This is a genomic window from Mesorhizobium koreense (assembly GCF_031656215.1).
Taxonomy (GTDB): domain Bacteria; phylum Pseudomonadota; class Alphaproteobacteria; order Rhizobiales; family Rhizobiaceae; genus Mesorhizobium_L; species Mesorhizobium_L koreense.
Window position 1 is genome coordinate 1550885 of record NZ_CP134228.1, and the last position, 15041, is coordinate 1565925.

General features: G+C 56.0%; 10 protein-coding genes and 2 pseudogenes. 7 read left to right on the forward strand and 5 right to left on the reverse strand.

The window, feature by feature from the left end; all coding sequences use genetic code 11:
* Position 1: 1 nt before the first annotated feature.
* Genes RBH77_RS07430 through RBH77_RS07440 form a run of 3 tightly spaced genes read right to left on the reverse strand, consistent with a single transcriptional unit; the run spans position 2 to position 5732 of the window.
* A complete protein-coding gene (locus tag RBH77_RS07430) occupies positions 2-772 on the reverse strand; it encodes a hypothetical protein (protein WP_311031503.1) in 771 nt (256 codons plus the stop codon).
* Complete coding sequence (locus RBH77_RS07435) at positions 769-4200, reverse strand: VPA1269 family protein (protein WP_311031504.1); 3432 nt, start codon at positions 4198-4200, stop codon at positions 769-771. The genes RBH77_RS07430 and RBH77_RS07435 overlap by 4 nt, the downstream gene beginning before the upstream one ends.
* Positions 4194-5732: a hypothetical protein gene (locus RBH77_RS07440; protein ID WP_311031505.1), complete on the reverse strand. Its 1539-nt coding sequence runs from the start codon at positions 5730-5732 to the stop codon at positions 4194-4196. The genes RBH77_RS07435 and RBH77_RS07440 overlap by 7 nt, the downstream gene beginning before the upstream one ends.
* A gap of 1093 nt (positions 5733-6825) precedes the next feature.
* On the opposite strand from RBH77_RS07440, the pseudogene RBH77_RS23995 reads away from it, so the two are divergent.
* A pseudogene (locus RBH77_RS23995) lies at positions 6826-7101 on the forward strand (hypothetical protein); the annotation flags it as partial.
* Positions 7102-7174: 73 nt separating this feature from the next.
* On the opposite strand, the gene RBH77_RS07450 reads toward RBH77_RS23995, so the two are convergent.
* The gene (locus RBH77_RS07450; protein WP_311031507.1) at positions 7175-7660 is read right to left on the reverse strand and encodes a hypothetical protein; all 486 of its coding nucleotides are present in this window, start codon (positions 7658-7660) and stop codon (positions 7175-7177) included.
* A gap of 506 nt (positions 7661-8166) precedes the next feature.
* Between RBH77_RS07450 and RBH77_RS07455 the strand changes: the two genes are divergently transcribed.
* Positions 8167-8448 (forward strand): helix-turn-helix domain-containing protein, encoded by a 282-nt coding sequence (locus tag RBH77_RS07455; protein ID WP_311031508.1) that lies wholly within the window; start codon positions 8167-8169, stop codon positions 8446-8448.
* A gap of 286 nt (positions 8449-8734) precedes the next feature.
* Here the strand turns inward: RBH77_RS07455 and RBH77_RS07460 are convergent, their stop codons facing one another.
* The gene (locus RBH77_RS07460; RefSeq protein WP_311031509.1) at positions 8735-11116 is read right to left on the reverse strand and encodes a hypothetical protein; all 2382 of its coding nucleotides are present in this window, start codon (positions 11114-11116) and stop codon (positions 8735-8737) included.
* Positions 11117-11438: 322 nt separating this feature from the next.
* Between RBH77_RS07460 and RBH77_RS07465 the strand changes: the two are divergent.
* The 5 genes and pseudogenes from RBH77_RS07465 to cysW form a co-directional block, all read left to right on the forward strand.
* Positions 11439-11555: pseudogene (locus RBH77_RS07465) on the forward strand (DUF2312 domain-containing protein); the annotation flags it as partial.
* A 148-nt stretch (positions 11556-11703) separates the two neighbouring features.
* A complete protein-coding gene (locus RBH77_RS07470; protein ID WP_311031510.1) occupies positions 11704-12150 on the forward strand; it encodes an RrF2 family transcriptional regulator in 447 nt (148 codons plus the stop codon).
* Between the two features lie 148 nt (positions 12151-12298).
* A complete protein-coding gene (locus RBH77_RS07475; RefSeq protein WP_311032453.1) occupies positions 12299-13273 on the forward strand; it encodes a sulfate ABC transporter substrate-binding protein in 975 nt (324 codons plus the stop codon).
* A 1-nt stretch (position 13274) separates the two neighbouring features.
* Positions 13275-14135, forward strand: coding sequence for a sulfate ABC transporter permease subunit CysT (gene cysT, locus RBH77_RS07480; RefSeq protein ID WP_311031511.1), 861 nt, complete (start codon positions 13275-13277; stop codon positions 14133-14135).
* A gap of 16 nt (positions 14136-14151) precedes the next feature.
* Positions 14152-15012, forward strand: coding sequence for a sulfate ABC transporter permease subunit CysW (gene cysW, locus RBH77_RS07485; protein ID WP_311032454.1), 861 nt, complete (start codon positions 14152-14154; stop codon positions 15010-15012).
* Positions 15013-15041: the final 29 nt, after the last annotated feature.

Sequence of the window (15041 nt, forward strand, 5' to 3'; positions counted from 1 at the left end):
CCTAAAGCGGCACTCCCGCCAGACCGGCTATTACGGCTAACTCGTCGCCAGCAATCAATATTCGGCCGGGAGAGAAGCTCATCTTGAGTGATCCGTTTGAATAGTTGAGCCCAAACGGCTCCAAGTATTGAACATTCTTCAGCCGGACGAGCAGCCGCCGCAAAAGCTCGGCTTCGTCTGAACCGAACATCTCCGATGAAGACGCTCTTTGGCCTACATTTGGCAGTGGGTTTAAGTCGTCAAGTCGGACGGGCTGCATACGCTTGGAGAATTCGCGAGCTAAATCAAGTTCATTCTTCCAAGATCGTCCTTTTTCGATTTCGGCACGAATGATGTAACGATCATCGATAGGAAGCTTTGCAATTATCTCCTCAAGCGTTCTTGCCGTATTGCTTCGTGCTCGTCGGTTTTGTGTTGCGAAGGCCTCAACTCTTCGCGCATCGACATACGCTTTCAAATCCTTGTCGCGACTGATCACTGCCGCCGTCGGTCCCGTCCATTCCGCACAATCAGGGGAAGCTGATCGCTGACGCAGCTTCACGTATCTGTCGATCAGGCTATAGGTTAGCTTTGGACGGGCGTTGGGAAAATCGTTTCGCGCATATCCCTGTGACTCGGCCATTTGGTAGGCCTTGCCCGATAGGATGTCGTTACAGGCTCGCTCCAGTCTGCCAATGGTGCCCAAGCGGACGCTTGCGTATCGGCCTTTCGCTCCTGCCTCCATACGCATTCGATCAATAATGATTTTCGATTGGGGTACAACTAAGGTCACGAGTTACTCTTATGAGTAAGCTCATTTGTCAAGTTTACCAGTCCAATCTTCGCCAACACAGAAGATATTTCTGCTACCAACAATTCTCTTTTTTCTTGGTAATCGCCCTCCAGAATTTCCTGTAGATCGTTTGAATCGGCCGCTGCATTAACGACCATATCTCCAATGGCATCCATCGCATTTTGTTGTTCAGATTCAGGGATGCGATAAAATAAGCTGGATATGTCAGTAGCAACCATAAACTTACGAAGCATCTTGTTGCGATATTCCTCAGTTCCGACGGGTAGTTGAAATGCGAGCGCCGGATCTTCCCGTGATTGCTTGATAATCCGCTGCACGGCGACAAGACTGTGGGTTTCAGTTGGAATAAACCTAAATTTCTCAGGAGATACTGACGATCTGGAAATCAAAAGGTCGTTTTTCACCTCATTCGGTTGGTTACCGACGCTATTCACGGTGCGGCAGAGCTGAATCATAGAATTTTCCGTCTGCCACTCACGGTAAAGGTTTGTTTGCAGAATCTGCTCTTCACGAATTTCGGCCTGACGTTGATGTTTAGCCAGCTGATCATTTTCCTTTTCTTGCAAGAGGTTCAGCGAGTTCTCTCCTTCCTGTGACATCTTGAATTCGATCATTAAGAGGTCCGCACGATCGCGCATGCCAGGTAGGAATCGTGGCCCGATGACGCGGAAGCGACATTCGCCGCAAGCTCTATCCCGCCAAACGGGCTCATATTTACCTGGCGAGATGCGCTTTCCGCCCTCTTTGCATCGACCACCGGGACATATCCCGTGAAAAAATGCGTCGAAAGATGCAGATCTTGAGCTCTTATGCTCTAAGAGAAGTTCAATGCCAACGTGATCCTCGACCCAACTAGGTCGAACGGCTTCCCGCGCCAGTACCGCCAGCATCTCAGGATCACGCGCTATTGCCTTCCGGGCTGCGTCCTGCCGGATAGCATAAAGATGGCGAAGCTGACTCCCGATCGTTTCTGGCCCAGAGGCATCGTAGTGGGCAGCCATTGCTATGCTGGAGTGTCCGAGGATATCGCGCATCGTACCCAGCGTCGCGCCCTGATTGCTTAGATGCGTCGCCAACGTTACCCGCAAGGAATGGATGTCGTAAATCGGCTTTCCGGACGCGTCCAACAGTGGGTAGTGATAGCCTAGCCGCTCGTCGACGATCGGCTGGCAGTGGACTAGAAGTGCATACCAATACTGGAGCAGGGTATAGTCCGCGAAGGGAAGGGCAACAGCGACGTCCGGCATCCGGAATAACGGGAAGACGTGTTTCACGGTATCATTCTTGCGTCGTTTTTTCGAATTTGAATCGATAGCTGGTATCGGAGCTCTGATCGGGTTGAATTTTTTTTGAAGCCCACACATTCTCCAGTACAGATCTTCTATGTGAGGAGGGCACCAAGGTATATCGTGTTCGTTCTTGATCTTGTCGACGCAGAAATGCATCGTGGATGCGTGTGTATCGTCACTCGGTACAAATAATTTTTGCAGAAAAGATTCACGTCTACATTTTTGCATGGTCGGGAGATCATTTGGTAGCTTCTTTCCACTGATCTGCTCAAACACAAATTCGTCACCTTCACCGCTATCGGCCCAACGAGCCGCAGAATTGCGCGCGCCCGAGTTGATAATTATCTCGACACAGATAGGAACGGCCGGCCAAAATACGTCCTCATACTTATCAGTATATACATTACGGAGATTGTACATAAAACTTGCTTTTCCGTAGTTTCGTGCAAATATAAAGTCGTCTCTTCTGTTCTCCAAACTTATGATCTCAAGTACTGCCTCATCGATCGCATTTCTTGAGGTTCTCGTTTTCTTTTGAGGAAACTTCGCAATCCGATCGAGTTTCAGATCAAATGGGCAGGATGTGGGCTCCGACCACCGCTGGGCGGCGCGCAGTTTATGCCATGCGGTAACAAGCATGGATATTGCACGGGGGGCATTGGCCCTGCCGATCAAGTGCAATCTCGCCTTCATGAAACCGACGAAGCAGGATTCAGAAGCTTGTTCTGTTCCCTCAGAGTCGTTGACGTGGATTAAGCGTTTGACCTCCCGGAATGATCTTGGTGCGCTCTGCCCGAGATGTAGTATGTAGGCGAGCCAGCAGTTGAGCACGGCTTCTGCGGTGCCGACGTCGCAGGTCATCAACTCAATTGCGCGCGCAAGGTCAGCGGCCCAATCCCGCACGAAATCTGGCACTGTGGTGATCTCACGGCCGAGAATACGAGAGACAAGCCTCGTGTTTGTGGGGGACGGCTTTTCGCACCAGCGGAACCGAAACAGACTGCCTTGCGCCAGTCGCTTGTTCTTGGTGAATGCCTCGAAATTATCAAGTTCCGGGATGCGCACGTCGAAGTGGCGCGCTGCCTCAAATAGCAGGTGGTTTAGCGATGAGGAGGCTAATAGCCTGCCCTCAGTCTGACACTGCTCCTTAAATCGTACGAGCGCGTCAGTTGCCAGTGAGCCGCCATGCCACGTATTGGACGCGAGAGCGGATGCTAGGAAGACCCATCCGATTCTCTCCTTGGAAGTTCCGCGGGTGACGTTGGGCGCTGCAGCGGAGAGACAATGCTCAGCGAACGATCTCATACTTGATGGCACCGAGAGCCGGAAGGCTATCGGTAGCCATCGAGTTGGATAGAATCCGAAGAGGCTGGATTCAAGCCTGAAGGGCCAGAGCCAAACGCCGATCTTGGCTAGATACTGAGCAAACCAGGCAGGCGCGTATACGCGGCCGGTACCCTTTCCGGCCGGCGTGCCCGCCGTTCGCAATTTCTGCTCAAGGAAGAAATCACTTGCAGCCCGCAAGAGATGTTCAAGTATCTCGACTGGATCATCGCTTCCGCGAACTATCTGCTTCAGCTTTTCAAACCCGACCTCAGCGGACTGGTCTACCAACAGGGCTTCGTCAAGATCTCCGCTCAATACTTCTGTGATCAGACGCAACTTCATTTCCTGCGAAAGAGCGCCGACCAGATCAGCAATATGACCAGAACCCCTGTCTAATCGGGTGCGGGGTTGCCCTTTTGAGCTATGTTCACTCAAGATACCCAAGCGAATTAACCCTTGAAGGACAGATTTATTTGTAAGATGAGAGAACCGCGGTGGGTTCCTTTTGTTTTGAAGGGTTAATCCATATAATTCTCCTTCCCTCCCCGAAGAATTTTTCTCAAGAAGCCGTAGAGAGCCAAAGCTTTTCTTGATATCGGAGTACTCTCTTTCAAACAAACGCCGAAATTCAGAACGAATCTCGACTTCAAATTTCTCGACGGCCGCTCGAAGCTCAGCGGTTGTGGGCATAGTCGTTACAACTACGATCTCATCGCTTGTGTTCGCCATTATTCCGGCTGCGCTTATCAAAAGCGCATCGTCACAATTGTCGATGAAGCGTAGTGTCAACATTTTGAATATCGTTCCTGCATTGCGTCTCGGATACCCGCGATTACTTTCGTGTAATCCTCTTGGCTTTCTATGCTCGCATGATGCATCATTAATTGAATCTGTTGCGGACCGAGCTTCAGCTCGGCCCTAGCCGTGTTTTTATAAAAGTATCTCAACCAGTGTGGTGTGGGCGTACGCCCCGACTCTAGCCCGCCAATTCTGTCTGATGCGCGCTTCAATGCTTGCTCGACCGAGGCGATCCGAGTTGGGTTGCCAAGATACTGCATCGACGCTGTATTGACGAAAAGGTAAGGTGATCGGTCAACCGCACCAGAACGTTGGCGGAACCATCGTAGTTCGCCTGCGAGTTCTCCGAAGGCGACCGACATTGCTGGGTCAATCCAGTAGATCCAAGCTAGGTCCAGCAAACCGTTCGCCGGTTGAACGCCTTTCCATCCAGCTCGCATTTTGTCTGATTTGGGGAGCAGGTTTCGCGCCGCTGATCCGTATCTACTCAGGAGATATTCCTCGCGGGTGATGGCTATGTTTAGATTTATCCTTGGGCTGTCGATGAAACGCGATCTCGACGGATGAGCCAGAAGGACGAACGGCATGCCAGTCATGTCGTAGCAGCCAAAGGCAGTGCTCTCGTAGCCGGAGCGCACGTCGGTTGCCCAGATATTTAGCGCTTCCGAGAGTCGACAGCCCCCGAACGCGAGCAATATCCACAATGCCTTGTAAGTGAGGTTCGGCTCGTATCTGATCAGCCGGGCGATCCAGTCGCGCGTCAGAAGATCTGGTTTATACGGAGTCGAGTAGCTGGCAGATCGCGCGAGGCTTCGTGGGAATTGCACTCTGTCGTCGACAAGATCCAGAAAGGCGTCGCGATAGGGGAGAAGATGGTCGAGTAACGTCTCTCTCGATCTGAGAATGCGCCGATTTCTCTGGTTAAAGAGCCCGGCCTTTCCGAAGCCAAAGCCCATCCATGGTAGATTTTTTCCCCTTTTTGCGCAGAAGATGCCGAACTCTCGTATTGCAGTGAAATCGAAATGCGCGGCGGCCAGTGATACACGCCTCCAAGCGGGTAATGCCTCTGCTTCCGCCTTGATTACCGGTTCGACTTTCATCCGATAGGCCAGAAAATTCCAGAGGAGCAGTTCGAAGTCATCTTGACCGGAGATCTCACCGAAGACGCGAACCCCATATTGATATAAAAGCCCGATCGCTCTGATTGCCTTGGCCAGTTCAATGTATTGAGTACGCTGGAGGGAGATGGCCCACTCGATGGTCTCCGGTGGAACGAAAAGGTCCTCTTGGGCGCGAAGTAGGAGTATCGGCGTCTGCCGACACTCCGTTTGGTACCTTCGCCGAGTGTCGTGCGGTGGCCGGCGGGCTAGGCGGGGGGATGAATAAATGAGAGGAATAGAAAGGACGCAGAATGCGCCCGCGTCGCCCCCTGGCGTCAGTTTCAATATTGCATCTGGGAGGCCTTCGTCGGGGTTGCCGTCACGAAGCCTGCCCATCAGGTCAGCAGGGTCTGAACGGTCTGACATTTAGCCCTCTCACTCGTGAACGCTCGTGAGATCAGAGCAGATTCGTGTAGTCTGGCAAATTAGCAATATTTCTAGGTTGATTTTCTGTATATGTGATTTCGAATCAAAGCTATGTTATATTTGTTCATTTAAGACTTGTAGTAAAAATTTCTGTTTACAAGATTTAGATTTTTATCTGTTTTATACTTTGGTTCACTACAAGGATTCGATTTAGAAAATTATTCTAATTTCTCATTTATTCTCGAAACGAAGCCTTTAGCCTGAGGGATTTTAAAAAAAATCGCGTCTCTCTAATTTGCAAAGGACTGAGTGCGGAAGGCTACAGAGGGGGGCGGAGACGGAATCCTTTCTCGACCTCAATTGAAGCAATTCCGGAAGACTCTGATTTGGAGCTGCCGCTAGTTTAGCCTAGTTAACCGTTGAGTTTTTCAACCGTCCGAAGGATTTCGTCTCATGACGAGTTATCGAGTTCTTCTAGGAAGGATTCGAATTAGAATATGGGCATCCGTCAAGGATTAGCCTTGCCGTGCCTGCCGATCTCAAACCAGTGACGGTATCAAGAGTGAGAAACGACGCGTTTCCTCACAACCAATTTCGATCTGCATCCCTTCCGACATAAGCCAGCCAAAAAGGAACTCGAACGCTTCCGTCTGAAGCGGTCCATGTACCAGTGGCCTGCGGCCGGTGCGCGTGATGGTGCTGTCTCGCTCAGTCGGCCGCCGATGCTGATAGCTGCCGATCGCTCGCAGATTGGTTTGTTCGGACCAGAACTGAAATCGGAGAGCTAATGATGGGAAGAGAGCACACGCTTCGGTGAACGTTCGAATACCGTGCATTTTTCGGTCTGCGCCGGATTCTGTAGCGCCGTTTCAGTTCATCATTGCCACGTGCGACGATGATCTGTTGACTTGGTGGGTTTAGCCGCGAGTCTAAAAAGGGGTGGCGTCATCGATTCGGTGATCGGGGAATGACAGAGGCAAGTGTAGCGGTTCGCTTAACCGCAAGAGGATTAGTCGACACGCATCATGCGTCGCTGACCAGCGGCTCCGTTCTCTCCCAGGGTCCGGAAATGTCTCTCGTGCTGCGCCGCGGCATGGCTCTCGTTTCAGCATTAGCATTGCGGGACGGCTATCCTTCAGACATCGCAAGCCAGGTAAACGATTTCACGGAGCTGGCAACGAAGCCTGTCCGCGAATGGGGACCGTCATCCTTCGCGCAATGCGATGAACGGAACGCCGTCCTTGTGGATGAAGGTTACGGCACGCCGACCGCCGAGTGCATCGATCTCGCTGAAATCGGCGGTGAGGGATCGATCATGGAAGACGTCTTCCATGACAGACTGAGAACCGCTCTGTCGCGGGTCGGGAAGAATGCGGACAACCTTTATCGCTCAGTCCGCGAAAACATCATCCGTCGGCCTTGCCGGACAAGGAAGGAAGTTCTCACTTTCGCAATCGACCTTCCCGAGCTTGCTTCGGAAATCCCGACCTTCTTTTCTCCGTTGCCGGCGTCAGCCCTGCACGGAAAGCCGCAATGTCTTCCCCGGCGACTACCTCGGCCGCTGCCGGATCGCCACACGAAGCGAGATAGTACTGGATGCGCAGCCTTGCGGCCCGAGCGGCGTCATTGTTGAATGCTGGAGTCTCATCCAAAGCCGCATCGACACAATGGATCGCTTCCTGGCTTTGGTCGACCGCGAGATCGTCCAACGTGGCGATCAACAGCGCGGATTCAAATTTGGGATTGTGTCGCAAGCGTCGTGATAGCCGTTCAGCGAATTCGCGGAGATCGGCCGCCATGTCATCCGACAGGAAAGGCATTCCGCGCAACAATTCGATTTCAGTTGGCAAATGCCGTCCAGCTTTTGCCGCTTCCAGGCGACGTTCGAAGTGTCGGTCTCTACGGGAGCGCGAATCCTTCAAGGACATGTCGCTCACCGTTTCACGCGTCTGCGGGTTTGAAGGCGGGGCGACCTAGGCGATACCACCGGGAAAGTGTCCTCGCCCAAGTTATATCGTACATCAGCCAGACGTCCGAGGTGACGATCTCGCGGTTTGCCCCAGGAAGCTTCGGATGCCCGGTCGAGAATCCAACAAGACACGGAGCGGGGCGATTAATAAGATTCCAATGATCGAGAATTGGCGCGTCATCATTCGCGATCGTCTCAGGTGGATGTCCGCCAAGGATTCGTTCTATATCCGCAAGGAGCGATCTAATCCGTCGCGCCTCTGTGGTGAGCAACTCTTCCACCCCTCCGTTTTGGCTGAACAAGATCATCGCCACCATCTCCATTACCCTCAAGGATTCGATCCATTGGTGATTCGTACGAATCCATGAGCGACTCATATGATGTAATCATTTTGGCGTATAGCACGCCAATTACTGGCTGTAAAACCGCCAGTTTGTTATGTCAACAATTCTGTGGTGGATTGCCATGCAATCCAAGGAAGCGGCGGTGATCGTTCCCAACGAAATCTTGCGGGCAGCACGGTCGGCGTTGGGCATGAGCCAAGCTGAACTCGCTGAGTTGTCGGGAGTCGGAGAGAGAACGATCCTGCGGGTGGAACGCAATGAGCGTGTCGCTATCCGGACGCTCCAACGATTGCGTGCGGCTTTGGAAGGCCAAGGTGTCGAATTTCTCGCGAGTGAATCTGGTCACGGACCAGGGCTTCGGATTCCTTTAGAGCAAATCAAGCGGGACGATTTGCGCTTCTAGAACTCGCCAAACGACCGAGTTCAGTGATGGTCGCGCCTATGAATGCAGCCGCAGGAATTCCGTTCGAGGCTATCGAGAAGAACTAAAACACACGGGAAAGAGAAGGCGTCGAATTCTTTCCGGCAACAGCTACCCATGGGCCTGCGATTGCTCTGCGGAAAGGAAAGAGAAAATTCCCTTCTAAAGCTGAGTAAGCTTTGCGCCGGCCATTGTTCAGCTGCTGTTATTGGCGGGAGCACCTGTTTACTGGCTGCCTCGCAGGGTAGGCGGCTGCACAAGAGAAGGTTCAAGCTGCCTCCCAAACCTGATTGAGAATCCGTGCCGCCAGGGCCGCCTTGTCCTGCGGCAGGAACCGACCGTAGTGCTTGGCGACCATTTCCGGTGTGTCCTGGATTGCATAGCTAGCCTGCTCGTAGGAACCGGTCTTCTTCAGGATATGGGTGGCCAGCACGTCGCGGATATTGTGCGGTCCATGTGGCAGAAGGCCTTCGATGACCCCGCGTCCGGTGTAGGGATTGTAGATGCCATAGCGCTGGATAATCAGTCGCCAAGCCTCGAAGAACGTGTTCTGGCAGTAGGCTGCCGAAGTGCTGGTGACTTTTACGGTCTTGACGAAGAAGGTCCCTGGATCGGGGGTACCCTTGAGCAGCCTGGCGCGGTGGTGTTCCACGTATGCATCGATATATCGGTAGAGGTCGCCGACATTAGGCAACACCAGCCGGAACGGCTTGTCGCCGAAATAGGAGGAGTTCGCGTTCTTGAAGGCGACCGATGGTATGAAAACCTCCCAACCGTGATCGCGTTCGCTCCACCGTAGCTCCCCTACCTTCATGTCCGCCAACTGCCGCTCGGAGGTTGGCAGCTTCCCTCGCGGACAAATGAGCAGTTGCCTCAGATTCTTCTGTCGCAGCCCGGTGTGGAGACCGAACCGGATGAGGAGGAATGAACGTACGGCTTCGGCCGCTGCCGAGGAATAGCGTCGTTCGTCCGGCATCGTTCGAATGATCTCATCGGCGATCTTCCGGTATTCGCCGACCGGGCTTTCCGCCTCAAGGATGGGCATGATCGGCTCGAACGGGTCGCGATGCACCTTGACCACCCGCTGGATTTCTTTCACACGACCCGTGCAATGTTTGTGACAGATATCGCAGGCTTCGTTCCAGTTGGTCCGGGCCGCGGCAATCTGATCCTCAGAAACAAGGCCGGGAACCGGGGCGAGGTGTTCGGCGAGCTCCGGGTGCTGCCGGAGCCAACCTGTTTCCACGCGGGTCAACGCCAACGCGATTCGCAGCATGTCTACTTCCCAAGCGGTGTAGAACCCGCGACGCCTCTCGCGCCACAGCAGATACCAGTCCCACACCGACGGAAACACCAGCATGGCGAAGGTGAGCGAAGTTACTGGTATTCCGAGGCCTCCGATCGCGCTCTTCGGCGGAGCCGCGAGCGCACCAAAGAGGAGACCGAAGTGTTCGACCTTCTGGGCGGCGGTTTCCTCTCCCCAGACCCCGACACGTTGGTATCCGAAGGTGGTCAGCGTCGCGGTCTTGAAATCGAGAAGCTGGGCCATCTCTTTCCACAGCCGTTCCGGTGCATCGATAGCGGTATTGGTCGCGCCGACGAAGTCGTCTTCATAGACATCGATGACTTCATGGAACCGAGTGATCTCCTGGAAACTCGATCCATCCAAAATTCCGGGGAAGCGAACGGCATAACGGTTTCGGAGCGCCAACGCTTGGAAACGGCGGTAATCCGTCCCGCCAGATATAATGATACGCTGGACCCATTCCAGGATTTCTTCACGTTCCTTGGGAGGGCGGCGGTCGAAGTCATCGGGTAGATGCCAGGCGAAGCGGCGGCGCTGCGAAGGCGTTATGTCAGTCGGTTGGTGTCCGGTGGTGGCCCGCGCAGGGTGAGCTAACTTCGCCTTGAAGTAGCCTTCTGGCAGCCGATACCTACTCTCTATGCGGCCAAGAATCTCGAAGCTGGAAACGGACCGCGGGCCTTTCGTCCCCTGGAGCCAGGTGAGTAAAGTCCTGCGGTCGAAATTCTCGTCAGAGCGAGCGACCGCTCGATACAGATGCCAGCATGTGTCGCCATGACGCTCCATATGGAGCTTCAGCGCATCCGTGAAGCTTTCCGGTTCCTCCCATATGGTCCAGAGCGGCTCCGGAAATTCGATGATCGGTTTCGGCGTCATGCCCCGCTTGCGACGCGGCACAGCGCTGGCCGGGTCGGCAGCCGTATCCGTTGGCTTGGCTGCGTGCGCTGAAAGAATCTCAGGTGTCGCTGACAACCTTGATTGTCCAGACACTGAACGATGTCGTCCCGGGTTCAGCTTCGTCTTATGGTTCCGCTCGTTACCTCGCCAGCGGCTTTGCTTGCGTTTTGCGGTTTGAGGTCCAACGAAGCGGGTTATCGCATCGATAGCAGGTGAAAGAACGCCATCCACACGCTCCAGGGTCTCAACGGGAATGCGGCATTCCTGTCCGATTTCCGACCAGTCCGGCCGACTACCGCACTTCGGAGGTGACTGGCGGTCGGCGATCAGCGAGTGGAGATATATCCGAAGTCGTTCGAGTTCCCGCGGGGGAAGCGTCTCGGCGACCCGCTGGCGGAGAAACTGATCGATCATGCGGGGAAACGATGCCCGCCCGGCACTCTTGGTCATTGTTATCTCGTCTGGAAACAACGACCCTGTGCCGCTGCCGGCCAGCATCCCTAGCCGGCAATGACCTTGGCGTCACCGGCTAAAATGGACGACGGATGTGCCTGTGGAAAAGCTGCCGCCGAACGGCCGCTCTCAAGGCCTGGCCTGCGGCCAGGGTCCGGGCGCTTTGCATAGACGGTACCCGCTAGCCAATCAGCGTCCTGCCACCTAGTCGCTGTCGGGGACGGCTACAGCGCTGTTGAGGGCGCGCCGCCCCCGACAGCTGGCGGTGCTCGCTGTACGACAGGTCGTCTATGGGTAATGATTTCGGGCATGGAGATTAGGCTTCGATACAAAGGCGGTGCGCACGATCGTACGCCTGCGCAAGAAGGATCAGGCCGAGCGGCAGGAAGAGGAAGCGATGCTCGATCTCTACAAGGCCGCGCTCGGGATGGCATAACGCCTCGAAGGCGAATGGCGGCCTTGAAATCGGGCGCGCTGGCCGACAGAATGGCGGATCGGCTTAAGTTGTTGTCGGCTCAGACCTTTACGGCCTTCACCGCAATCTCTTCTGCCTCTACATCCGAAGTCCGAGTGCCTGCGCCGCGATGATATCCCGCAAAGCCAAATATGCCTTACGCGCCCTTGTCGCTCTTGCGCAGGCCGAAGGGGGCAGCCTTGTGATTTCCGAGATCGCCCGGCGCCAGCGTATCCCCAAGAAGTTCCTGGAACAGATCCTCCTCGAATTGAAGCATGAAGGCATTCTTGCCAGCCGCCGTGGCAAAATAGGAGGCTACATGCTGGTCCGGCGGCCGGAACAGGTCACTTATGGAGAAATCCTGCGGCTGGTGGATGGCCCGATCGCGCCGCTGCCCTGCCTTAGCCGGAGCGCTTATCAGCGCTGCGCCGATTGCAACGGGGAAGAAAACTGCGAAGTGCGACGGGTGTTCGCGCGCGTCGCCGAGGCCAGCCGTGCCGTGCTCGACCGTACCACGCTCGCCGATAGCCTCGCTGCGGCGGAACAAGCAATGGCTTTGCCCGAGCCGGCCGAATAAGGACAAAATCTTTCCGTATAAGGCCTCCGAAAGGTTATTCCGGGAATTTCTATACACGACCAAACCGATAGAGTTTTAACTGCCAACATAGGAGGCAGCAATGACTCGCAACGGAAAGTCGCTACTCTTCACGGCCGCGCTGGCGGCAATGGTACAATTCGGCGGACTGGCCTTCGCCTTCGCCGATACCACCCTTCTCAACGTGTCCTATGATCCGACCCGCGAACTCTACAAGGAGTTCGATTCAGCATTCGCCGCCAATTGGAAGAAGGAGACTGGCGAAACCGTCACGATCAGGACCTCGCACGGCGGGTCGGGCGCGCAGGCGCGTTCCGTCATCGACGGGTTGCCCGCCGACGTGGTGACACTCGCGCTTGAGGCCGACATCGACGCTATCGCCGAAAAGACCGGCAAGATCCCGGCCGACTGGCGCGGCAAGCTGCCCAACAACAATGCGCCCTATACGTCCACGATCGTGTTCCTCGTGCGCAAGGGCAATCCGAAGGGCATCAAGGACTGGGGTGATCTCGTCAAGGACGGCGTCCAGGTGATCACGCCCAACCCGAAGACTTCCGGCGGGGCGCGCTGGAACTTCCTGGCCGCCTGGGCCTGGGCGCGCAGCCAATATGGCGGCGACGACAAGAAGGCCGGGGATTTCGTGGCCCAACTCTACAAGCACGTTCCGGTGCTCGACACCGGTGCCCGCGGCGCCACCACGACCTTCGTGCAACGCGATATCGGCGATGTCCTGCTTGCCTGGGAGAATGAGGCTTTCCTCGCGCTCGACGAACTCGGCCCGGACAAGTTCGACATCGTCATGCCGTCGATCTCGATCAAGGCCGAGCCGCCGGTGGCGTTGGTCGACGGCAATGTCGACGCCAAGGGAACGCGCAAGGTGGCCGAGGCCTATCTCGAATATCTCTATTCCGATATCGGCCAGAAGATCGCTGCCAAGCACTATTACCGACCCTACAAGCCGGAGGCTGCCGACCCTGCGGATTTGAAGCGCTTTCCCGATGTAAAGCTGGTCACGATCGATGCGTTCGGCGGCTGGAAGAAGGCGCAGCCGGCCTATTTCGGCGACGGCGGCATCTTCGATCAGATCTACAAGCCGGGGCAATGATATGGCGACCGCCCTTGCGCATGCGGGGTGGCGGTTCAGGCGGCCGAGCGTCATTCCGGGCTTCGGGCTGACGTTCGGCTTCTCGATCGTCTACCTGTCGCTGATCGTGCTGATCCCGCTTGCCGGCGTGGTATGGCGCTCCGCCTCGCTCGGCTGGCCGGAATTCTGGCGCATCGCCAGCGATCCGCGCGCGCTCGGCGCGCTGAAGATGAGCTTCGGCGGGGCGCTTGCCGCAGCAGCGGTCAACACCGTCTTCGGCACGCTGATCGCCTGGGTTCTGGTCCGCTACCGTTTCCCGGGAAAACGTATCGTGGACGCGATGGTGGACCTGCCCTTCGCGCTACCGACGGCGGTCGCCGGCATCGCGCTGACGACACTCTATGCGCCGAACGGATGGATCGGCGGACTTTTGGCGCCGCTCGGCATCAAGGTATCCTATACGCCGCTCGGCATTATCGTGGCGATGGTCTTCATCGGCTTGCCTTTCGTCGTGCGCACCGTCCAGCCGGTCATGGAAGAGATCGACCGCGAGGTGGAGGAAGTAGCCGCCACGCTTGGCGCAAGACGGGCCCAGACCGTGCGGCGGGTCATCCTGCCCGGGTTGGCGCCTGCCATCCTGACCGGCTTCGCGCTCGCCTTTGCGCGGGCGGTCGGAGAATACGGCTCGGTGATCTTCATTGCCGGCAACATCCCGTACGTCTCGGAGATCGCGCCGCTGCTTATCGTCATAAGGCTGGAGGAGTATAATTATGCAGCCGCCACCGCCATTGCCGCTGTGATGCTCGCGATCTCGTTTGCCATGCTCTTCGTCATCAACCTGATCCAGGCTTGGGGCCGCAGGAGGTACGGATATGGCAGTTGACCAGCTTGTACCCGCTATGGCGGCACGGGCGCTGGCGCCACATTCGGCCGTGACCGAAAGGCATGCCACCCGAGTCGCCCTGACGATGATTGCTCTTCTCTTCCTTGCGGTCTTTCTTGTGTTGCCGCTGGTCATCGTCTTCCTGCAGGCCTTCACCAATGGCGTCGGTGCCTATTTCGCCGCGCTTCGGGAGCCGGATGCACTGGCCGCGATCCGGCTCACCCTGCTTGTCGCTGCGATCGCGGTGCCGCTCAACCTCGTCTTCGGCGTTGCCGCGGCCTGGGCAGTCGCCAAGTTCGAATTCAAGGGCAAGGCGTTTCTGACCACATTGATCGACCTGCCCTTTTCCGTGTCGCCGGTGATCTCGGGGCTGGTTTACGTGCTGCTCTTCGGTTCGCAGAGCCTGCTCGGACCCTGGCTGACGGCGCATGGCGTCCAGATATTGTTCGCGGTGCCGGGCATCGTGCTCGCCACCGTCTTCGTCACTTTCCCATTCGTCGCGCGCGAACTGATCCCGCTGATGGAGGACCAGGGCACAGCGGACGAGGAGGCAGCGCTGTCGCTTGGCGCAACCGGTTGGCAGACCTTCCGGCGCGTGACCCTGCCCAACGTCAAATGGGGCCTGCTCTACGGCGTCCTTCTCTGCAACGCCCGCGCCATGGGCGAGTTCGGCGCCGTGTCGGTCGTTTCTGGCCATATACGCGGGCTGACCAACACGATGCCGCTGCAGGTCGAGATCCTCTACAACGAGTATAATTTCGCCGGCGCTTTCGCCGTGGCCTCGCTTCTCGCGCTGCTTGCCCTGGTAACGCTGATCATCAAGACCATATTGGAATTCCGGTACGGCGACGCCCTTTCCGGCTCGACAGGACATTAGTGCATGATCCGGAAAAGTGGATGCCGGTT

Excerpts from the sequence above, each read along its gene's own strand:
- cysT (WP_311031511.1), top strand. The coding sequence starts at position 13,275 with ATGGCGACCGCCCTTGCGCATGCGGGGTGGCGGTTCAGGCGGCCGAGC.
- RBH77_RS07470 (WP_311031510.1), top strand. The coding sequence starts at position 11,704 with ATGATATCCCGCAAAGCCAAATATGCCTTACGCGCCCTTGTCGCTCTT.
- RBH77_RS07435 (WP_311031504.1), bottom strand. The coding sequence starts at position 4,200 with ATGTTGACACTACGCTTCATCGACAATTGTGACGATGCGCTTTTGATA.
- RBH77_RS07475 (WP_311032453.1), top strand. The coding sequence starts at position 12,299 with ATGGTACAATTCGGCGGACTGGCCTTCGCCTTCGCCGATACCACCCTT.
- RBH77_RS07440 (WP_311031505.1), bottom strand. The coding sequence starts at position 5,732 with ATGTCAGACCGTTCAGACCCTGCTGACCTGATGGGCAGGCTTCGTGAC.
- cysW (WP_311032454.1), top strand. The coding sequence starts at position 14,152 with ATGGCGGCACGGGCGCTGGCGCCACATTCGGCCGTGACCGAAAGGCAT.
- RBH77_RS07455 (WP_311031508.1), top strand. The coding sequence starts at position 8,167 with ATGCAATCCAAGGAAGCGGCGGTGATCGTTCCCAACGAAATCTTGCGG.
- RBH77_RS07460 (WP_311031509.1), bottom strand. The coding sequence starts at position 11,116 with ATGACCAAGAGTGCCGGGCGGGCATCGTTTCCCCGCATGATCGATCAG.
- RBH77_RS07450 (WP_311031507.1), bottom strand. The coding sequence starts at position 7,660 with ATGTCCTTGAAGGATTCGCGCTCCCGTAGAGACCGACACTTCGAACGT.